General features: G+C 73.2%; 18 protein-coding genes. 12 read left to right on the top strand and 6 right to left on the bottom strand.

Annotation, left to right across the window (positions count from 1 at the left end):
- Positions 1 to 124: 124 nt before the first annotated feature.
- Positions 125 to 841: an NAD(P)-dependent oxidoreductase gene (locus tag AC07A4_RS12990; protein ID WP_478596881.1), complete on the top strand. Its 717-nt coding sequence runs from the start codon at positions 125 to 127 to the stop codon at positions 839 to 841.
- Positions 842 to 886: 45 nt separating this feature from the next.
- On the opposite strand, the gene AC07A4_RS12985 is transcribed toward AC07A4_RS12990, so the two are convergent.
- Positions 887 to 1309 carry a MarR family winged helix-turn-helix transcriptional regulator gene (locus AC07A4_RS12985; RefSeq protein WP_478596879.1) on the bottom strand — a complete coding sequence of 141 codons (423 nt, stop codon included), beginning with the start codon at positions 1307 to 1309 and terminating at the stop codon, positions 887 to 889.
- 162 nt (positions 1310 to 1471) lie between these two features.
- On the opposite strand from AC07A4_RS12985, the gene eno reads away from it, so the two are divergent.
- From eno to tsaD, 4 genes are all read left to right on the top strand, one after another.
- Positions 1472 to 2788, top strand: a complete 1317-nt coding sequence (gene eno / locus AC07A4_RS12980) for a phosphopyruvate hydratase (RefSeq protein ID WP_478596877.1) — start codon at positions 1472 to 1474, stop codon at positions 2786 to 2788.
- Between the two features lie 183 nt (positions 2789 to 2971).
- Positions 2972 to 3727, top strand: a complete 756-nt coding sequence (locus tag AC07A4_RS12975; RefSeq protein ID WP_478596875.1) for a dienelactone hydrolase family protein — start codon at positions 2972 to 2974, stop codon at positions 3725 to 3727.
- Between the two features lie 94 nt (positions 3728 to 3821).
- The gene (locus tag AC07A4_RS12970; RefSeq protein ID WP_478596872.1) at positions 3822 to 4190 is read left to right on the top strand and encodes a YbjQ family protein; all 369 of its coding nucleotides are present in this window, start codon (positions 3822 to 3824) and stop codon (positions 4188 to 4190) included.
- An 88-nt stretch (positions 4191 to 4278) separates the two neighbouring features.
- Positions 4279 to 5349 carry a tRNA (adenosine(37)-N6)-threonylcarbamoyltransferase complex transferase subunit TsaD gene (tsaD, locus tag AC07A4_RS12965; RefSeq protein ID WP_478596870.1) on the top strand — a complete coding sequence of 357 codons (1071 nt, stop codon included), beginning with the start codon at positions 4279 to 4281 and terminating at the stop codon, positions 5347 to 5349.
- Between the two features lie 38 nt (positions 5350 to 5387).
- Here tsaD and AC07A4_RS12960 read toward each other — a convergent pair whose 3' ends face one another.
- Positions 5388 to 5990, bottom strand: a complete 603-nt coding sequence (locus AC07A4_RS12960) for an ASCH domain-containing protein (RefSeq protein ID WP_478596868.1) — start codon at positions 5988 to 5990, stop codon at positions 5388 to 5390.
- Between the two features lie 113 nt (positions 5991 to 6103).
- Here AC07A4_RS12960 and AC07A4_RS12955 point away from each other — a divergent pair, with 113 nt between their 5' ends.
- The gene (locus AC07A4_RS12955; RefSeq protein ID WP_478596865.1) at positions 6104 to 6643 is read left to right on the top strand and encodes a GNAT family N-acetyltransferase; all 540 of its coding nucleotides are present in this window, start codon (positions 6104 to 6106) and stop codon (positions 6641 to 6643) included.
- 58 nt (positions 6644 to 6701) lie between these two features.
- Here the strand turns inward: AC07A4_RS12955 and AC07A4_RS12950 are convergent, their stop codons facing one another.
- The gene (locus AC07A4_RS12950) at positions 6702 to 8003 is read right to left on the bottom strand and encodes an aminotransferase class V-fold PLP-dependent enzyme (RefSeq protein ID WP_478596862.1); all 1302 of its coding nucleotides are present in this window, start codon (positions 8001 to 8003) and stop codon (positions 6702 to 6704) included.
- A 352-nt stretch (positions 8004 to 8355) separates the two neighbouring features.
- Here AC07A4_RS12950 and AC07A4_RS12945 point away from each other — a divergent pair, with 352 nt between their 5' ends.
- From AC07A4_RS12945 to AC07A4_RS12930, 4 genes are all read left to right on the top strand, one after another.
- Positions 8356 to 9339 carry a hypothetical protein gene (locus tag AC07A4_RS12945; protein ID WP_478596860.1) on the top strand — a complete coding sequence of 328 codons (984 nt, stop codon included), beginning with the start codon at positions 8356 to 8358 and terminating at the stop codon, positions 9337 to 9339.
- A 279-nt stretch (positions 9340 to 9618) separates the two neighbouring features.
- A complete protein-coding gene (locus AC07A4_RS12940; protein ID WP_478596857.1) occupies positions 9619 to 11514 on the top strand; it encodes an HSP90 family protein in 1896 nt (631 codons plus the stop codon).
- A gap of 2 nt (positions 11515 to 11516) precedes the next feature.
- A complete protein-coding gene (locus tag AC07A4_RS12935; protein ID WP_478596855.1) occupies positions 11517 to 14444 on the top strand; it encodes a hypothetical protein in 2928 nt (975 codons plus the stop codon).
- Between the two features lie 65 nt (positions 14445 to 14509).
- Positions 14510 to 15535: a YncE family protein gene (locus AC07A4_RS12930; RefSeq protein ID WP_478596852.1), complete on the top strand. Its 1026-nt coding sequence runs from the start codon at positions 14510 to 14512 to the stop codon at positions 15533 to 15535.
- 69 nt (positions 15536 to 15604) lie between these two features.
- On the opposite strand, the gene AC07A4_RS12925 is transcribed toward AC07A4_RS12930, so the two are convergent.
- Together AC07A4_RS12925 and AC07A4_RS12920 are read right to left on the bottom strand one after the other, a co-directional pair.
- Positions 15605 to 16969 (bottom strand): FAD-dependent oxidoreductase, encoded by a 1365-nt coding sequence (locus AC07A4_RS12925; RefSeq protein ID WP_478596850.1) that lies wholly within the window; start codon positions 16967 to 16969, stop codon positions 15605 to 15607.
- 112 nt (positions 16970 to 17081) lie between these two features.
- Positions 17082 to 17543, bottom strand: a complete 462-nt coding sequence (locus AC07A4_RS12920) for a TIGR03618 family F420-dependent PPOX class oxidoreductase (RefSeq protein ID WP_478596848.1) — start codon at positions 17541 to 17543, stop codon at positions 17082 to 17084.
- Positions 17544 to 17689: 146 nt separating this feature from the next.
- On the opposite strand from AC07A4_RS12920, the gene AC07A4_RS12915 reads away from it, so the two are divergent.
- Complete coding sequence (locus tag AC07A4_RS12915; protein ID WP_478596846.1) at positions 17690 to 18097, top strand: YciI family protein; 408 nt, start codon at positions 17690 to 17692, stop codon at positions 18095 to 18097.
- Complete coding sequence (locus AC07A4_RS12910; protein ID WP_478596844.1) at positions 18094 to 19239, top strand: RNA polymerase sigma factor; 1146 nt, start codon at positions 18094 to 18096, stop codon at positions 19237 to 19239. The genes AC07A4_RS12915 and AC07A4_RS12910 overlap by 4 nt, the downstream gene beginning before the upstream one ends.
- A gap of 51 nt (positions 19240 to 19290) precedes the next feature.
- On the opposite strand, the gene AC07A4_RS12905 is transcribed toward AC07A4_RS12910, so the two are convergent.
- On the bottom strand, positions 19291 to 19959 hold the full coding sequence (locus AC07A4_RS12905) for a TetR/AcrR family transcriptional regulator (protein ID WP_478596841.1): 669 nt from the start codon (positions 19957 to 19959) through the stop codon (positions 19291 to 19293).
- Positions 19960 to 20214: the final 255 nt, after the last annotated feature.

Raw genomic sequence — 20214 nt, 5'->3', positions numbered from 1 at the left:
TCCTCGTCCGCCCCGTCTTGTTCGTCCGCTGTCCGCGCCCCTTGACCACCTTACAGCATAAGGCTAGCGTGCCTTACACCATAAGGTCCGTAACAGGTTGGCATCCTGGCGAAGGGGCTGCGCCATGAGCACGGAACCCGTGAAGAAGATCTGCGTCGTCGGCGCTTCGGGCAAGCTCGGGCAGTACATGGTCCGGCACGCGCTGGCGCGCGGATACGAGGTGGTCGGCGTGTGCCGGGAGCGCAGCGTGCCGAAGCTCGCCGCGTTCGACGGCGAGATCACCGTCGTCCCCGGGCAGACGGACGACCCGGAGGTGATCCGGCGGGCGGTCGCCGGGTGTGACGGAGTGCTGACGGTCCTGGTGCCCTGGGGCGTGCGGCAGTACGCGTCGGGCACGGCGCGGGCGGTGCTCGACCACGCGCGGCCGGGCGCGCGCCTGGTCTTCTCCTGCGGCTGGCACATCACGCGCGACGGCAAGGACACGTACTCGCGGATGTTCACCCTGGGCGTTCGGATCGCCGCCGTGCTCGGCAAGTTGGTGCGTGCCGTCGAGATCGACGACCAAGTGGAGGCCTGCCGCCGGGTGTTCGCCAGCGGCACCCGGTGGACCGTGGTGCGCGGCAGCTCCCTGGAGGAGGGCGAGAGCCAGGGCCTGCCGGTGTGGAGCCGCCGCGTGGGCGATCCGGTCCTGGCCAGCAATCGGACGCGCCGGGTGGACTTCGCGCTGTTCATGGTGGCGGCGCTCACCGACGACACACTCGTGCGGGAGGCCCCGGCGATCGTCGGCCGCCTGTCCGCGAGCGCCCTGGCCCATGCCGACGGTCCCCGCCGTCCTGCCTAGCCGTCGGCGGCTCCGAGGATTCCGCCGCCCTGGTCGGGGACCTGCCTAGCGCGTGGCGAGCCGTTCCAGCAGGGCGGCGCTCCGTGCCAGCAACGCCTGCTCCTCGGCCGTGAGTTCGGCCTCGATGGCCCGGGCGAGCCAGCCGACCCTGCGGCCGCGCTCCGCTTCGAGCGCGTCCCGACCCCTGTCCGACAGCTCGACCAGCGACTTGCGGCCGTCGGTGGGGTGCGCCCGGCGCGTGACCAGCCCCTGTTCCATGAGCAGCCCCACCGCCCGTGCCATCGACTGGGGGCGTACGCGCTGATCGGCGGCGAGGTCGCTGGTGGTCATGGCGCCGTCGCGGTCGAGTACGCCGAGCACGGCGACCTGGCCCAGCGGGATGAGGTCCTCGTGGGTGACGCGTCGGGTGAGCTTGCCCATCGCGGTGCGCAGTTCGGCGGCGATGGTGGCGGCTTCCGGGGTGGGCATAGGGCACTTTACCCCGTTGGTCAGCAAAGCTGCGCACCTGAGCTGTACAGCAATGCTGTACAGCAAAACTGTTCAGCATTGCTGTATGGTTTGCCTTGTCGGGCTCAGCGCCAGCGTTGTCGCAGCCGGGGCCGCGGCACACGACAACGGGAAGGACCTCCCATGTCCACACAGGCAGCCGAACCCGCCAAGAACACGGGCGCCGCCATCGAGAACGTCACCGCCCGCCGGATCATCGACAGCCGGGGCAACCCCACGGTCGAGGTCGACGTCGTCCTGGCGGACGGGTCCCTGGGGCGCGCGGCCGTCCCCTCCGGCGCCTCCACCGGCGCGAGGGAGGCCGTGGAACTGCGTGACGGGGACTCCGCGCGCTGGCACGGCAAGGGCGTCGACCGCGCGGTGGCCCACGTCAACGGGGAGATCGCGGCGTCCGTGCGCGGCCGGGACGCGGCGGACCAGGCGGGTCTCGACACCGCCCTCGTCGCCCTCGACGGCACCGCCACGAAGTCCCGCCTCGGCGCCAACGCGGTCCTCGGCGTCTCCCTGGCCGCGGCGAAGGCCGCAGCGGCGGCCCACCGTCAGCCCCTCTACCGCTACCTCGGCGGCGCCGACGCCCACCTCCTGCCGCTGCCGATGATGAACATCGTCAACGGCGGAGCGCACGCCGACAATCCGCTGGACTTCCAGGAGTTCATGATCGCGCCGGTGGGCGCGGACACCTTCGCCGAAGCCGTCCGCATGGGCAGCGAGGTCTTCCACACCCTGCGCCGCGACCTGCTGGCCGCCGGGCACTCCACGGGCGTCGGCGACGAGGGCGGCTTCGCGCCCGCGCTGCGCACCGCCGAGGAGGCGCTCGACTTCGTGATGGCCGCCATCGAGCGCACCGGCTACCGCCCGGGTGCGGACATCGGCCTGGTCATGGACCCGGCGTCGTCGGAGTTCTTCCGCGACGGGGTGTACGACTACGCGGGCGAGGGAGTGCGCCGTACCCCCTCCGAGCACGCCGACCACCTGGCCAAGCTCATCGACGCCTACCCGATCGTCTCCATCGAGGACCCGATGGCGGAGGACGACCTGGAGGGCTGGCGCGAGCTGACCGCCCGTGTCGGCGACCGCTGCCAGCTCACCGGCGACGACGTGTTCTGCACCAACGAGACGCTGCTGCGCGAGGGCATCCGCACCGGCGTCGCCAACTCCGTTCTGATCAAGGTCAACCAGATCGGGACGCTGACCGAGGCGCTGACCGCGGTGGCCACCGCCCACCAGGCGGGCTGGACGGCTGTCATGTCGCACCGCTCGGGCGAGACGGAGGACACCACCATCGCGGATCTGGCCGTGGCGACCGGCTGCGGTCAGATCAAGACCGGCTCGCTCTCGCGCTCCGACCGCACGGCGAAGTACAACCAACTGATCCGCATCGAAGAGGAGATGGGCGCCGCGGCCCGTTTCGCGGGCCGCTCCGCACTGCGTCGGGCGTGAACAGCGCGCGGGGATAGCGGTCACGCGGGCCCCCGATCACGATCGGGGGCCCGCGTGTGCCGTGGCGCGGAACTCAGCCGTCGTCGGACGCGGCCCTAGCCACGACGCCGAGCCCGGTGATCGTATAGAGGCCGAGTGCGACAACCCCGCCACGCGATCCCCGCCGGGAAAGGACGTTCCGCCATGCCCACCACCTCTCTGCGGATTCCCACCGCGGACGGCCACGCCGACGCGTTCGCCGCCTGGCCCGACCGCGGCGACGGGGCCCGGCACCCGGGCGTGCTCCTGTACCCGGACGCCTTCGGCGTGCGGCCCGTGCTGTGGGAGATGGCCCGCGAACTGGCCGAGCACGGCTACTACGTCCTCGTCCCCCATCTCTTCTACCGGCACGGCCCGGCCCCGGTGATCGAACTCCCCGAGCACATCGGGGCAGCGGCCAGGGACGGGCTCATCGCCCAGCTGATGCCGCTGATCGAGGAGCACAGCACCGAGCGCGTCCTGAGCGACGCCGACGCCTACCTCAGGTTCCTCGCCGCCCAGCCCGAGGTCAGCGCCGGACCGGTCGGCGTGATCGGCTACTGCGTGGGCGCGGCCCTGGCCCTGCGCACCGCGACGGCCCACCCCGACCGGGTGGCCGCCGTCGCCGGATTCCACCCCGGCTTCCTGGTCACCGACGCGCCCGACAGCCCGCACCGCCTCGTTCCCCGGCTCACCGCCCGCGTCCACATCGGCCTCGCCGAGAACGATCTGACCCCCGAAGCCCTCGGCGAACTCGACAAGGCCCTGGACGCCGCGGGCGTCGACTACACCACCGAGGTCTACCCCGGCACCGTCCACGGCTTCACCATGGCCGACACCGACGCCTTCGACGCCGCCGCGCTCCAGCGCCACTGGGACCGTCTGCTGCCCCTCCTGGACCGCGCCCTCGCCGACGGCTGAGGCCCCGGCCCGGAAGCGGACGAGCCTTGGCCCGAGGCTCCACTGGCACGACGGGGTGGCGCGGGTAATCCTGGCGTCAAGGAGGTGCACACGTATGGGCATAGAGGATTTCGGCGGCGGCCAGACCGCGCAGTCCGACGTTCTGGTCGTGACCACCAACGACGTTCCCGGGTATCAGGTGCAGCAGGTCATCGGTGAGGTCTTCGGTCTCACGGTGCGCTCGCGGCACATCGGCTCGCAGCTCGGCGCGGGGCTGAAGTCCCTGGTCGGCGGCGAGCTGAAGGGGCTGACGAAGACGTTGGTGGAGACGCGGAACCAGGCGATGGAGCGGCTCGTGGAGCAGGCCAGGTCCCGGGGTGCGAACGCGGTCCTCATGATGCGCTTCGACGTGACGGAGGCGGCGGACGTCGGTACGGAGGTGTGTGCGTACGGAACCGCCGTCGTCCTCGCCCCCAAGGGGTGAGGCGCGGTCCCCCCACCCCGGAGCCGTCCGACCGGCGCTCTTATTGCACATATATTGCAGGTACGGAATATGTGCAGAAGGAGGCGCAGTGGGCGGACCTGTGGTGCTGGGGATCGAGTCGTCGTGCGACGAGACCGGCGCGGGGATCGTGCGGGAGGGCAGACTGCTGGCGCATGTCGTGGCGTCGAGCATGGACGAGCACGCGCGGTTCGGCGGTGTGGTGCCGGAGATCGCGGCCCGCGCGCACCTGCACTCCTTCAACCCGGTCGTCCGGCAGGCCCTGGACCAGGCGGGGATGCGGCTGAGCCAGATCGACGCCGTCGCCGTCACCACCGGACCCGGCCTCTCCGGCGCGCTCCAAGTGGGCCTGGCCGGTGCCAAGAGCCTCGCCTACGCGGCCGGGGTGCCCCTCTACGGAGTGCACCACCTGGCGGGACACGTGGCCGCCGACACCCTGGAGCACGGGCCGCTGCCCGCGCCCTGCGTGGTGCTGATCGTCTCCGGCGGGCACACCTCGCTGCTCCTGGTCCGGGACCTGGTGCGCGAGCCGATCGTGCACCTGGGCGACACCCTGGACGACGCGGCGGGCGAATGCTTCGACAAGGTCGCCCGCATCCTCGGGCTGCCCTACCCCGGCGGGCCCGCCATCGACCGCGCCGCGCGCGAGGGCGATCCGGGGGCGGTGACCTTCCCCCGCCCCCTCACGCGCCCCGGCGACGACCCGTACGCCTTCTCCTTCTCGGGCCTGAAGACGGCGGCGGCCCGCTGGGTCGAGCGGCACCGCCTGCGCGGTGAGGAGCCGTCCGTGGCCGACGGGGCCGCCGCGCTGCAGGAGGCCGTCGCCGATGTGCTGACCCGCAAGGCGCTCGCGGCCTGCCGCGCGTACGACGTGCGGACGCTGATCGTCGTGGGCGGCGTCGCCGCCAACTCGCGCGTCCGCGGCCTGGCGGAGCAGCGCTGCGCCGCGGCCGGGATCGAACTGCGCGTACCGCCCATGACGCTGTGCACGGACAACGGCGCCATGATCGCCGCCGTCGGGGACCTCCTCGTACGCGCCGGAGCCGAGCCCGCGCCCCTGGACGTCTCCATCGATCCGTCCGCCCCCCTGGAGTACGCCGCCTTGACCCCGCTCCCGGCGCATGCGGCGCGAGCCGCCTGAGCAGGGGCGGACCGGCACGGCTCCGTGAGGCCTGGCGCTCAGCCGCCGTCGCCGCTCAGCCGCTCGAAGACGAGCCGCCCCCGCGGGGAGAGTCGGTAGCCGACGGCGAGGCTCTCGGTCAGGCCGTGCTCCTTGAGCGTGCGGACGTCGGCCTTGAAGCGCGGGGTCTCCCGGTTCACGAGGGCCGCCAGCTCAGCGGCGCGCGTCCCGGGGTGATCGTGGATCAGTGCCAGTACGTCGCGGGTCCACGGCCCGCGGCGGCCGCGGGCGTCGATGCCCTGAAGGACGGCGACCACCTCGTCCAGCTCCGCCGCCGACAGGGCGGTGTCCGCACGCAACCGGGTGCGCGGGTCCTCGCCGACGGCCCGGACGCCGATCCGGTACAGCCGTCGGTCCTCGCCCGCGCGCTGGTCGGCGAGGAGGGCGGCCCGGTCGGCGAAGCCCGCACGGCGCGCGTCCCGCTCGGAGACGTCCGCCCGCGCCACCTCCGTCACCTCGACGATCTCCAGGACGCCGACCTCGGTCCGCAGCCGGGTGCCCGGGCGCACACCCGGGCGGCGCCAGCTGCGGAACGCCAAGTCGACCCGTCCGGACGCGATGTTCTCCAGCACGTCCCGCTTGAACAGCAAGGTCGCCTCCATGGGGAGTCGGGGAAGACCGAGGGGGAGCCGTCGCGCACACGAGCCTGCGGCGGCCACCGGGGCGCGCGCAAATTCGTTTGCCGTCGGTTCGTTCGGTCGGATAGGAAGCTCGCATGCTAACGGGGAACAAGGTCGGGCTCAGGGCCCGGCACGAGGACGACATGCCGATCCTTCAGGCCGAGCTCTACGACGACGTGGTCAACTCCTCGCGCGCCGAGAGCGGGCCCTGGCGGCCGACGACGGTCAGCGGGAACTCGCGGCTCACGGTGGACGACAAGGAGCAGGGCCACGTCCCGTTCTCCGTCGTGGAGCTGGACGGCGGCACGCTGCTCGGCACCGCGACGCTGTGGGGCATCGACACCCACAGCCGGTCCGCGCACATCGGCCTCGGGCTGCGCCCTGCCGCCCGCGGCAAGGGCTACGGCACCGACGTGGTGGCGGTGCTGTGCCACTACGGCTTCGTCGTGCGCGGCCTGTGGCGGCTGCAGATCGAGACGCTGGCCGACAACCCCGCGATGCTGCGCTCCGCCGAGCGCAACGGCTTCGTCCGCGAGGGCGTGCTGCGCTCCTCGGCGTGGGTGATGGGCGAGTTCATCGACGAGGTGCTCCTCGGGCTCCTCGCCCCCGACTGGAAGCCGGACGCGCGGAGTTAGGGCGCCGCCGCGGTCCACCCGCCCCGGCTCCGCGCGGGGGGCTTCAGCACCGGCGCCGTCACCGGCCCGCGATGTCGCGTACGACGCGGAGCGCGGCGTCGACGTCGCCGGTGGAGTTCATGACTCCGGTGCCGATCCGCGCGTACCCGAGGCTGTCGTGGCCCAGGTACGACAGCCGGACCTTGCGTTCGGCGGCGCGCGCGACCACGGCCGCGCCGGAGTGGCCGCGCACGCTGAAGCAGGTGATGCCCGCGGACATCTCGGGCGCCGCGGGCGTGTGCACCGTCACGCCGGGGATGCGCGCGAGGCTCCGCTTGGCCCGGGCGGACAGCTCCGCGATCCGCCCGGCGACCCGGGAGCGGCCCAGGGCCTCGTGGAACGCGACGGCGACGGGCAGGGCGAAGGCGTGCTCGTACGCGAGGAACCCGCCCGGTGACAGCGGAGCCGCGCCCTCGGCGCCGATGAAGCTGAGGAACGTCGGACGCAGCTGTGCCAGCGCGTGCGGCGCCACCCACACGAGCCCGGTGCCGCGCGGCCCGAACAGCCACTTGTGCGTTCCCGCGACGAACACGTCGGCGCCCAGGCGCGCGGCATCGGCGTCGACCGCGGCAAGGCCGTGCACCCCGTCGACCACGAGCAGGCAGCGGTCGGCCTCCGCGCGCCCCTGGTTGGCCTCCCGCACCGCCTTCGCGATGGCCTGGACCGGCATCCGCACCCCGGTCCGGGACTGCACCCACGTGATGCCGAGCACTCTGGTCGTCGGACGGAGCTGCGCGCGGACCTTGCTCACCACCTCCTCGGCGGTGGCCTCCGCGGAGTCGGCGAACCACGGGGCGAGCCGCACGCGCGCCCCGTGCTTCTCGGCCGACAGCTGGGCCGCGACCTGGTGAACGGGGTGGTCGTCCTCGCTCAGCAGGAACTCCTGGCCGGGCCGGGTGATCACCCCGTTGTAGACCACGCCGAGGCCGATCGTGGTGCTCGCCGTGATCGCGAGGTGCTGGGCCTCGCCGCCCACGTACCCGGCGAGGGACTCCCGTACGCGGTCCCAGCCCGTCGGCCCGTCGGGCAGGGAAAGGCCCGTCGGCACGAGCATCGGGTCGGCGTCGAGCTGCCGGGCCAGATGGGCCACGGCCGCGCGCACCGCACGCGGCTGGGAGGCCAGATAGAACGCCGCCAGGTGGATCAAGTCTGGGTCGAGGCGGAACTGCGCCCGCACCGCGTCCCAGTCCGGCCGTCCGTCCGCCCCGAGGAGCGGCCGCGTCCCCGCATCCGTGTACGTGGCCGCCTCCGCGGTCCCCCCACCCCAGGCGGCCACCGCCGCCGATCCCATGGCGCCCGCCAGCACACTTCGCCTGCGCATCCCCGTACCCCCAGATCTCAGATGTCGGAGCGATCCCGCCCCTGCTCGCCCTCCGCGACACGGTTCTCACTCCCCGTCAGCGTATGACTGTCAACCTGGTCAAAGCGGGCTTTGGCGGTGAAGTTGGCCGATAGTGTGCCGGTGTGCGTGCTGGCGTGCGTGCCGGTGAAGTCGCCGGTGTGCTGAAGCAATGGGCGTGTGGGGTGCGGCGCCTGTCGATGCCGCAGCCAACCGGGAGGGGGCCAAGCGAGGGCGGCCTCGTGAAGCAGCTGTGAATACCCTGTGGCGGCGATGTCAGTGCGTCCGCCTATGCTGCTCCACGACGATCACGCGGACCAGGGGAGGGCGCGGCATGCTCGGCAGGCTGTTCGGCAGGGGCGGGGAGAGAGCGGCGGCGGATCCGCACGCTCTGCCACCGCAGCGGCACAAGGACGGGACGTACGCACTGCGCGCGCTCGGGGACACACGGGTGTTCGCGCTGGTGGAGGCGGCGGGAGCGGGTGACTGGGAGGCGGTCAAGGCGGCGCTCGCGCCCTTCGACATCGGCCGTGACCACGCGGTCCTCGACGAACTCGCCAGCCTGGACGGCGTGCAGGACTGGATCGGCCGGGCCGTCGAGGAGGACAAGGAGCACCGGGCCACGGCCCTGCTGATCTCCGGGGCCCGGCACGTCAGCTGGGGCTGGGAGGCCCGCACCACCGCGCGCGCCTCGCACGTCTCGCAGGAGCAGTGGCGGCTCTTCCACCAGCGGCTCCGCCGCGCGGAGGAACAGCTGCTCGAGGCCGCCGAGTTGCAGCCGCAATGGATCACGCCGTGGCGCTGTCTGCTCACCTCCGGCCGTGGCATGTCCCTGGGCAACGCCGTCAACGAGACCCGGCTGCACGCGGCCCTGCGCCGCGACCCGCTGGACCTGGAGATCCACCTCGAATGGCTGTCCCTGATGCAGCCACGGTGGGGCGGTGAACCGGGGCAGGCCCTGGCGTTCGCCCGCGACGCGCTCGCCCGCGCCCCGCGGGGGCACCGCCTCGGCTGTGTGATCGCCGCGGCGCACATCCAGGACTGGGTCGAGTCGGACCAGGGGGACTGCCTCGAAACGCCCCTGATCCAGGCCGAGTTGCGGGCCGCGGCCGACCACAGCATCCTCCACCCCGACTACGTGCGGCGCCCGGGCTGGCAGCACGACTTCAACACCTTCGCCATGGCACTGTGGCTGGCCGAGGAAGAGCACACCGTCCGACGGGTCATGAAGGCGCTCAACGGCGCCCGCACCAGCGACCCCTGGGACTATCTCTCGGACCCCGAGAAGCGGTTCGCCCGCCTCCACCGCCGGGCTTGAGAGCCATGCTCAGCCTGAACGCCGTGCCTGGCCCGAGCGCCCTGCGCGCCTGAGTGCCGCGCCCGGCCCGAGTGCCATGCGAGGCCCGAGCGCTATGCCCGGCCCGAAACCCGCGCCGGGCCCGAAACCCGCGCCGGGCCCGAAACCCGCGCCGGGCCCGAAACCCGCGCCGGGCCCGAAACCCGCGCCGGGCCCGAAACCCGCGCCCGGCCCGAGCGCCACGCCGGTCCCGGTCCCGCCCGCCATCCGTCGCCCCTCCCACCCCCTCCGGACTGCCAGATGACCCTGCCCGACACCGCCGCGAACCCGGCCGACGCCGCCGACCGCACTTTCCAAGTGGATCTGCGCGGCCTCGTCGACCTGCTCTCCCACCACCTCTACTCCAGCCCCCGCGTCTACCTGCGCGAACTCCTGCAGAACGCGGTGGACGCGCTGACCGCCCGGCACGCCGTCGAAGCTGCCGCCCCGGCTGCCGCCACCTCAGCCGTCGCCGCCCCGTCGGCTGCCTCCGCGTCCGCCGCCTTCGGCATCCGCCTGTACGCCGACGGCGCGGTGGTGCGCGTCGAGGACGACGGCGTCGGCCTCACGGAAGCCGACGTGCACGCCTTCCTCGCGACCATCGGCCGCAGCAGCAAGCGCGCCGAGCGGATCGCCGAGCAACGCGGCGATTTCATCGGCCAGTTCGGCATCGGGCTGCTCTCCTGCTTCCTGGTCGCGGACGAGATCCATGTCATCAGCCGCTCCGCCCGCACCCCCGACGCCCCCGCCGTGGAGTGGCGCGGCCGCGGCGACGGCAGCTACACGGTCCGCACCCTGCCCGCCTCCGCCCGCCCCCGCCCCGGCACCACCGTCACCCTGACGCCGCGCGCCGACGCGGGCGAGTGGACCCGGCCCGCGCGGGTGCACGCGCTCGCCCGGCACTTCGGCTCCCTGCTGCGCCACCCCGTCACCTTCCACGACGGCACGAGCGCCCCCGAGGCGCCCGTCAACGCCGAACCCGCGCCCTGGGAACGCACGTACCCCACACCGGGAGCCAGGGCCCGCGCGCTGGCCGCGTACGGCGAGGACGTCTTCGAGTTCACACCGCTGGACACCATCGAGCTAGACCTGCCCGCCGTGGGCCTCAAGGGCATCGCGTGCGTGCTGCCCGACGCGGTGCCCGCGGGACGCCGCCACGGACATCGCGTGCACGTCAAGGGCATGCTCCTGTCCGAGAAGGCCGAGGAGATCCTGCCCGAGTGGGCGTTCTTCGTCCGCTGCGTCATCGACGCCGAGAGCCTGCGCCCGACGGCGTCCCGCGAGTCCCTGTACGAGGACGACACCCTCGCCGCCGTCCGCGACGCCCTCGCCGAGCGGCTGCGCGCGTGGATCGCGCGGGCCGCCGCCAGCGACCCGGACCTGCTCGCCCGCTTCCTCCAGGCCCACCACCTGGCCGTGAAGTCGCTGGCCGTGCACGACGACGAGATGCTGCGGACGCTGCTGCCCTGGCTGCCGTTCGAGACCACCGACGGCCACACCACCCTCGACGAGTTCGCGCGCGCCCACCGCACCGTGCTCGTGACGTCGAGCGTGGAGGAGTTCCGGCAGGTCGCGTCGATCGCCTCGGCCGCGGGCCTCGGCGTCGTCAACGGCGGCTACACCTACGACCGGCAGCTCGTCCACCGGCTGCCCGAGGTCAGGCCCGAGGCCAGCGTCGCCGACCTCGACCCGGCGACCCTCACCGCCCACCTCGACCCCGTCGACCGCGAGACGGAACTGGCCGCCGCCGCCTACCTCGCCCTGGCCCGTGACGCCCTCGCCGCCTTCGACTGCGACGTCGCGCTGCGCACCTTCCAGCCCGCCTCCGCCCCCGCCCTCCTCGTCGACAGCCGCGAGGCCCGGCACGAGCGCACCCGCTCCCAGCTCGCCCGCGAGCAGGAGGGGGGCCTGTGGGGCGACATCCTCGGCGCCCTGCGCCAGGAGGCCCCGCGGGCCCAGCTCATCCTCAACCAGCTCAACCCGCTGGTGCGCACCGCCGTCGCCATCGCCGAGCCCGAGCTGGCCCGCACCAGCGCCGAAGCCCTCTACGGGCAGGCCGCGCTGTTGTCCCGGCGCCCGCTCAGGCCCGCCGAGTCGAGCCTCATCAACCGTTCCTTCCTCGACCTCCTCGCCCACGCCCTCCGCAAGGACAGCTGACGATGCCGACCGCACCCCTTCCCCAGAACGCAGCCGAGCTGTACGAGGCGCTCGCGGAGAACGACCAGCTCCCCTACGGCCGCCCCCGCACCGTCACCGCCGAGGAACTCGTCGACGCCGCCGAGCAGTTCGCGGACCCCGTCCCGCTCATCCGCGCCCTCCTCGAACTCCAGGAGGCCTACACCTACGGCTCCGAGCCCCGCAAGTCACCCGTCGTTTTCGCCCGCCTGCTCACCCTCTTCGACGAGCAGCCGGACGCCTTCGACGCCCGCCTGCGCCACCTGCTGTTCTGGCGGTTCAAGTGGGTCGCGGGCGCCTTGCGCGCGCTGCCCGAGATGCCGCTGACCAGCCTGCGCCAATGGCTCACGGAGATGCGCGGCCGGTACGAGAAAGCGGGCCTCGACCTCCAGCCCTACTACGGGCAGGCGTACCAGCTCGCCGCCCACGTAGGCGACGACACCGCCCTCGCCTACGAGCTGTGGGCGGCCCGCACCCGCACCCCGCTCAGCGACTGCGAGGCCTGCGAGATCTGCGAGCGCGCCCGCCACCACCTCGTGGCGGGCGACGACGAGCGGGCGCTGCGCGCCTGGGAGCCCGTCCTCAGCGGACAGGAGTCCTGCCAGGAGGAGCCGGCCCGCTCCATCTCGTACGCGCTGCTTCCCCTGCTGCGCACCGGCGCCGCCGACCGGGCCCGCGCACTGCACCTGGCCGGGTACCGCGAGTGCCGCCGCAACCCCTCGATGTCCGCGGACGTCGGCCGGCACCTGGAGTTCTGTGCCCTGACCGGCAACGAGGCGCGCGGCCTGGAACTGCTCGCCGAGAACCGGAACCTGTTCGACGAGGTGGACTCGCCGCTGGACCAGTTCGACTTCCTCACCGGCGTGGAGGTCCTCCTCCAGCGCGTGGAGCGGCTCGGCCACGGCGAACTGCCCGCCGCCGGATACGCGGGCCGCACCTGGACCGTGGCCGCGCTGCGCGCCGAGGTGCGCGGCCGCGCCGACGACCTCGCCACCCGCTTCGACGCCCGCAACGGCACCACGGCCCACACCGACCGCCGCCGCGACCGCCTCGGCCGGGACCCGCTCCTGGACGCCCTGGAACTGACCCTGCGCGCCCGCGTCCTCGACGACCTGGCCCCGGCGGCCGAGCCCGCCGCGCCCGCGGCCCGCGCGGCCGCCGCCGTCCCCGAGGCGCCGCGCGACCTCATCGTCCAGGCGCGGGCGTGGGACGAGCAGGGGCACCCGGACGCGGCGGCCTGCTGGGCGCGCCTGCGCACCCTCGTCGCCGCCCGCGACTACGCCCACCCCGACGACCCGGCCGTGGGCCCGCTCGCGCGGCTGCGCGCGGACCTGCTGGCCGACGAGGCGAACCGGGCGGGCGACAAGGACGAGTACGCCGTCGCCGCCGCCCTCAGCGAGGAGGCCGCGGCGCTGTACGACGACGCCGGAGAGCCGGGCCAGGCCGCGATCGCCCGCGCCTGCGCCCTGCTCGCCACCGCCGAGGACGTCGACGGAGCCGAGGCGAAGGCGGCCGCGCTGACCTCCGCCCACGCTTCCCTGGTCCAGCTGCACGAGCGGACGCCGGGTCTGTCCCCGTACCAGGAAGGCCGACTGCTGCGGCTGCGGGCGACCGCGCTCGGTCTGCGCCTGCAGGCGTCGGGCAGCGCGGAGCACGCCCCGCCCGTCTTCGCCGAGGTGGACCTGCTGCACGCGTGCGCCACCCGGCACGGCCTCGTCGGACAGATCTCCGGCGGCCTGCTGCTGCGGGCCAGCACGCACGCCCTGTCCGGGGACCTGCCCGCCGCGGTCGCCGAGACCGACGCCCTCCTCGACCAGTTGAAGGCGCACGGCCCCGCCTGGCACCTGCCCCGCACGCTCGGCCTGCGCGGACGGCTCCACCTCGCCCTCAGGGACGCGCGAGCCGCGCACGCGGACCTGACCGAAGGCCTGCGCCTGGCCGCCGACTGGCCGGCCGACGTGGTCGACACCGCCCGTCTCCACGGCGATCTGGCCGAGGTCTGCGAGCACCTGGGCCGCCCCGAAGAGGCGCTGCGGCACCTGCTGCGCGCGGCGGAGTCGGAGCAGCGCCAGGGCAGCAGGACGGACGCGTTCTGCGCCTACGGCAACGCCGCCCAGTTCAGCCTGGACATGGGCCGCGTCGAGGACTGCATCGCCTTGCTTGACTCCGTCCTCGCCGAACCGGACGTCGCCGCCGGGAAGCTGGACGACCGGCTCGTGGCCCAGCTGCGGCTGACCCGCGCCCGCGCCCTGCACGCCGGACAGGACCTGAAGGCCGCGACGGCGGAGTTCCTCGCCCTCGCGGCCGAGTCCGCGGGCTGGGACGATGACCCGGGCAGCCACGCCATGATCGCCGGGCAGACGGCCGTACTCCTCGCCGAGGCGGGCGAGTTCACCCAGGCCCGTCGCGCCGCGGACCAGGCGCTCGCCGCCCACACGCGGGCTCCGCGCTACGAGCAGGTCAGCGACTGCCTGCGTGAGATCGCCCGCCTTCAGGCCAAGGAGCAGGGGTCCGAGGGCCTGGCGGACGCCCTCGCCCACCTCGCCGACGCGGGCCGGATCGCGGACGAGGCCCGCGCCGCCGGGTACGAGGCCCACGGCCGTTCCCTGGACACCGCCCTGGCCTACGAACACGGCCGGGTCAACGCCTACGCCGGTGCGTACGAGGACGCCCTGACCGCCGTGGAACAGGCCTTCGTCCTGCTCGGCGAGCCGGGCCCGGACCGGGCCCACGCCAGCGAGTGGGCCGAGTGCGTGCGCCTGGCGGCCGCCGTGGAGGGCATCTACCTTGAACGTGCCGTGCCCGCCATCGCCCGCCTCGACGCGGCGCTCACCCGTCTGACCGCCCTCGGCCACACCGAGGAGGCCGAGCCGCTGGCCTCCCTGGCGGCCGAACTGCGCGAAGAGGAGTGATACGGCGGGCCGGTGCCGCGGGCGGGGGGCCAAGACGGGCTGTCGGGAGATCGGGGTGAGGGCGCGTGGTGACACGCCGTACGGTGATCAAGGCGGCCGGAGCGGGGACGCTGGCCAGTAGTGGGCTGACGGCGTCGGCCTTCGGCGCCTCCCGGGAGGCGGGCGACGTCCTGGCGGTGGTGGAGAAGAGCGGCCACGCGGTCAGCTTCTACGACACCGCGTCGGGGCGGCGCCTGCGGTCGGTGCCCCTGCCGGACTACCCGCATGAGATGGTCGTCGACTCGCGACGGCGCTTCGCCTACGTGGGGCACTACGGAGTGCGCATGTCGTCCTCCGTGGGCGAGGGCGGCGCCGCGGTCTTCGTCATCGACCTCGCCGAGCGGTCCCTGGCCCGGACCATCGACACCCGGCCTTTCAACCGGGTCCACGGCATGGGCATCGACCGTGCGGACCGGCTGTACGCCCTCAGTGAGGAGAAGGCGGTGCTGCTCGGCTTCGACGAGCCCTCCACCGATACGGCACCGTCCAGAGCGGTGCCCACGCACGGCGTGAAGACGCATCTGTTCACGCTCAGCCGCGACGGCGAACGCGCCTATGTCACCGGCCTGTTGTCGCACACGGTGAGTCTCGTGCGCCCCCACGACGCCGCCGCGCCACCGCGGCTGGTGACGGTCGGTCAGCAGCCCGAGAGCAGCTGTCTGAGCCGGGACGAGAAGACGCTGTTCGTCGGGGCCCGCAAGAGTTCCGCCCTGGTGGCCGTCGACGCGCGCACGATGAAGGTGCGCCGCGACCGGACGACAGGGGGAGACCCCTTGCGGCTGTACACCCTCGACGACGACCGGCTGCTGGTGACGGACATCGCCGCCAAGACCCTCACCCTCTGGAGCACCGACCTGCGGCCGCTGCGCTCACTCCAGCTCGACGGCACACCGGCCGCCGTGTCCTTCCACCCGGCCGGGCCGCTGGCGTATGTGTCCCTGCTGGACACCGACCGCGTCGCCGTCGTCGACCTGGACCGGTTCACCGTGGTCGGCGGCTTCGCCACCGGGCGGGAACCGGACTCCTCCGCGCTGCTGCCCGCCCCCTCGTAAGCCAGGGCGCTCCCCACCGGCCGTCGCGCCGCGTGTCCGCGACGGCCGGTGGGGAAGGGGGGCCGAGGATCAGGCCCCGCTCTCCTTGAGCATGTCCTCACGCTCGACGATCTTCACGCGCTCGCGGCCCTGCGGCTCTCCGAGGGCCTTCTCGGCGGCGTCGAGGCGGTACCAGCCCTCCCACGTCGTGAAGCGGACCTCGCGCTCGGCGAGGAAGGCGTCGACGGCCTCCGGGGCCGGGGACGCGGGCTCCGGCAGACGGCCGTGCGCGTGGTCGTCCAGCAGGTTGGCGACCGTCTCGTTGGCGTCGCCCTTGGTGTGCCCGATCAGACCCACGGGGCCGCGCCGGATCCAGCCCGTGACGTACGTGGACGCCAGGTGCGCCCCGGTCTCCTCGATCACCCGGCCGCCCTCGTCAGGCACCGTGCCCGACGCGACGTCCCAGGGCAGCTTGGGCAGCTTGTCGGAGAGGTAGCCCACGGCCCGGTAGACGGCGGTGACGTCCCAGTCGTGGAAGGTGCCGGTGCCTTTGACGTTGCCGGTGCCGTCGAGCTCGGTGCGCTCGGTGCGGAGGCCGACGACCCGCCCGTCCTCGCCGAGGATCTCGGTCGGCGACTCGAAGAAGTGCAGGAACAGCTTGTGCGGGCGGTCGCCGACGTCGCGGATCGCCCAGTTCTCCAGCGTCTTGGCGACCATGTCGGCCTGCTTGTTGCCGCGGCGCGTCGCGATCGAGCCGTCGTCGTAGTCGATGTCCTCGGGGTCGACGATGACCTCGATGGTGGGGGAGTGGTCCAGCTCCCGCAGCTCCATCGGGCTGAACTTGGCCTGCGCCGGACCGCGGCGGCCGAACACGTGGATCTCGCGGGCCTTGTTGGCCTTGAGGCCGTCGTGGACGTTCGGCGGGATCTCCGTCGGGAGCAGTTCCGCCGCCGTCTTGGCGAGGACGCGCGCCACGTCGAGGGCGACGTTGCCGACGCCGAGGACGGCGACCTTCTCCGCGTCGAGCGGCCAGGTCCGCGGGACGTCGGGGTGCCCGTCGTACCAGGAGACGAAGTCGGCGGCGCCGTAGGAGCCGTCGAGGTGGATGCCCGGGATGTCGAGGGCGCGGTCGGCCGTGGCGCCGGTGGAGAAGATCACCGCGTCGTAGAAGGACCGCAGGTCGTCCAGGCTGATGTCGTTCGGGTAGTCGACGTTGCCGAAGAGGCGGATCTGCGGCTTGTCGAGCACCTGGTGCAGGGCCGTGACGATGCCCTTGATCCGCGGGTGGTCGGGGGCCACGCCGTAGCGGATCAGGCCGAACGGGGCGGGCATCCGCTCGAAGAGGTCGATGGACACTCCGGGGTCGGCGGCCACGTCGGACTTCAGCAGCGCGTCGGCGGCGTAGATCCCAGCGGGTCCGGCTCCGACGATGGCTACCCGCAGGGCGCGGTGCATGATCAGGTTCCCTTCGAGCGATGACAACTGACTCGTCGGCAACCGTAAACTAAGGCTAGCCTAACTTGACAGGCGGGGTCGGTCTGTGTCCGCATTTGCCCTGATCTAAGCGTTATGGCTGGCCGGGCGCGGGCGCGGGCGTGGGGCCGCCGGGCCGGAAGCGCTCCACCCCGACGATGTGCCGCACCTTGACGGGGCGCACGACCACCGCGACCCGCCGCTCCCCGGGCATGAGCCACTCGAAGCGTTCGCTGCCGAGGTACTTGCGGGCCAGCCGGTCCATCCGCTCGCGCGCTTCCTCGCCCTCGATGAACCGGTCCACCACGCCACTGATCTGCACGCGGTCGAAGGGATCGGTGGCGTCGGCGTGCGAGAGGTAGACGCGGGGGTCCAGACGAAGGTTCTCCTCCTTCACCCGGCCCACCGAGGTGTTGAACGTCAGCTCGTTCTCCCCCTCCAGGTCCACCCACATTGGGCTGACCTGAGGTGCTCCATCGGCGAACACGGTGCCGACGTACCAGATGTGAGGGGCTCGCAGCCGGGCGCGGACGGTGTCGTTGAACGTCGCGGTCATCCCGGGAGGCTACCAACCGTGACCGGCGGGGCGGTCTGGGGGAGTCCGTGAAAAAACATCGCCACGCGATGTCGAGAACCCGCGCCCGGCTCCGTCCCCGCAGTGAACACGGCCACAATGGGCCGTACCTCACCAAGGAGTAAGTGATGGCCAAGTACCTGCTGCTCAAGCACTACCGAGGCGCGCCCGCGTCGGTCAACGACGTGCCGATGGACCAGTGGAAGCCGGAGGAGGTCGCGGCCCACGTGCGGTACATGAACGACTTCGCGGCCCAACTGGAGACGACCGGCGAGTTCGTCGACAGCCAGGCGCTCTCCCCGGAGGGCACGTTCGTCCGCTACGACGGCGAGGGGCGGCCGCCGGTCACCGACGGCCCGTTCGCGGAGACCAAGGACCTGATCGCGGGCTGGATGATCATCGACGTCGAGACCTATGAGCGCGCGCTCGAACTGGCCGGTGAGCTGTCCGCGGCTCCGGGCGCGGGCGGGAAGCCGATCCACGAGTGGCTCGAGGTGCGCCCGTTCTACGGCGTGCGGCCCACGGCCACCGAGTGAACGAGCGGCTGCTCCGGGAGCTGGTGCCCCAGGTGATCGGTGTTCTCGTCCGTCGCGGAGCCGACTTCGCGGCGGCCGAGGACGCCGTGCAGGACGCCCTGGTCGAGGCCGTGCGCGGCTGGCCGGACGGCGAGCCGCGCGACCCCAAGGGCTGGCTGGTCACGGTGGCCTGGCGCAAGTTTCTCGACGCCGTCCGCGCCGACACATCGCGGCGGCGGCGAGAGGAACTGGTCGAGGCCGAGCCCGCCCCCGAGCCGGGCGAGGCGGTGGACGACACGCTGCGGCTGTACTTCCTGTGCGCGCACCCGTCCCTGACCCCGGCCTCGGCGGTGGCGCTCACGCTGCGCGCGGTCGGCGGCCTGACCACGCGGCAGATCGCGCGGGCCTACCTCGTACCGGAAGCGACCATGGCCCAGCGGATCAGCAGGGCCAAGCGGACCGTCTCCGGTGTCCGCCTCGACCAGGCCGGTGACGTCGCCACGGTGCTGCGCGTGCTCTACCTGGTCTTCAACGAGGGCTATTCCGGCGACGTCGACCTCGCCGCCGAGGCCATCCGGCTCACGCGCCAGCTGGCGGCCAAGACCCATCACGAGGAGGTCGTGGGCCTGCTGGCGCTCATGTTGCTCCACCACGCGCGGCGCCCGGCCCGGACCGGGCCCGACGGCAGGCTCGTACCGCTCGCCGAGCAGGACCGAGGCCTGTGGAACACCCGTCTGATCGCCGAGGGCGTCTCACTGCTCCAGGCCGCCCTCGCCCGCGACCGTCTGGGCGAGTTCCAGGCCCAGGCGGCCATCGCCGCGCTCCACGCCGACGCCCGCAGCGCCGAGGAGACCGACTGGGTGCAGATCATGGAGTGGTACGACGAACTGGTGCGCCTCACCGACAGCCCGGTGGCCCGGCTCAACCGGGCCGTCGCGGTGGGCGAGGCCGACGGCCCGCGCGCCGGTCTCGCCGCCCTCGCGGACCTCGACCCGTCCCTGCCCCGGTACGCCGCCGTCGCCGCGTACCTGCACGAGCGTGACGGTGATCCGGCGACCGCGGCCCGCCTCTACGCCCAAGCCGCCCGATCGGCGCCGACCATCCCCGAACGCGACCACCTCACGCGCCAGGCCGCCCGCCTCAACACGCGACTGCGCGGCTGACCGGCGCCCCCGCGGGCGCCGAGGCGGCGCACGGCTGCGTACGAAGAAGCCTCAGCGCGCCGGGGTGTGCAGAATCCCGTTGATCAGCACATCCAGCGCCCAGGTGTGGCGGTCGCCGGGGGAGAACAGGGCCTGCCGCAGTGACGTGATCATCGGGTAGCGGTCGGCGGGCAGGGCGGCGTAGCGGCGGTCGGCGGTGCTGATGGTGCTCTCTTTGTCCGAGCCCTTGGCGTCGTACGCGCTCTGCTCGGCGGCGGCCGCGGCGGTGTGGAGCCAGAGGAGGTCGACGGCCCAGGCGGCGGTGGTGTCGTCGAGCCCGCCGTCCTTGAGCAGGGCGAGCATGCGGTCGAGGACGAGCAGGACGTTGTCGCCGGTGGGGATGGCGCCCAGGGCGACGGCGGCCAGGCCCTCGTGGCGGCTCATCGCCTCGACGGCCGCGGCGGTCAGGGCGTGGAGCCGTTCCCGCCAGGTGCCCTCCGCCGTGCCGGGCGGGACGTGGGCGAGGGCCTGGTCGAGCATGGCGGCCATGAGGTCGTCGCGGTTGGCGACGTACACGTAGAGCGACGCGGGACCGGTGTCGAGTTCCTTGGCGACGCGGCGCATGGTCAGGGCGTCCAGGCCGTCGCGGTCGAGGATGTCCAGGCCGGTGCGGACGACGACGTCGCGGCTGAGGGGGGCCTTGGCGGGCCGTGCGCGGCGGCTGACGGGCTGCGTGCTCATGGAGCCAGCCTAACCCTGACAACGAACACTGTTTGACACGAACAGCGTTCGTTCTCTACCGTCATAACGAACGACGTTCGCGACGAACGTTGGTCGCGACGAACTGTGTTCGCGCAGCTCATGAAACAGCCCACTGATCGTGGCCGCGATCACCCTGGCGTGCTGCGGCCTGGCGGCCCCGCTGTCCCGCGCCACCCAGGCCCGGCACCACTGACCACGCCGCCACCACCGACCACGCCGCCACCGAGGCCGCTG

The organism is Streptomyces sp. NPDC043996 (genome assembly GCF_056435225.1).
The sequence above is the reverse complement of the archived record's forward strand: the minus strand, read 5'-3'. Positions and strand labels throughout refer to the sequence as shown.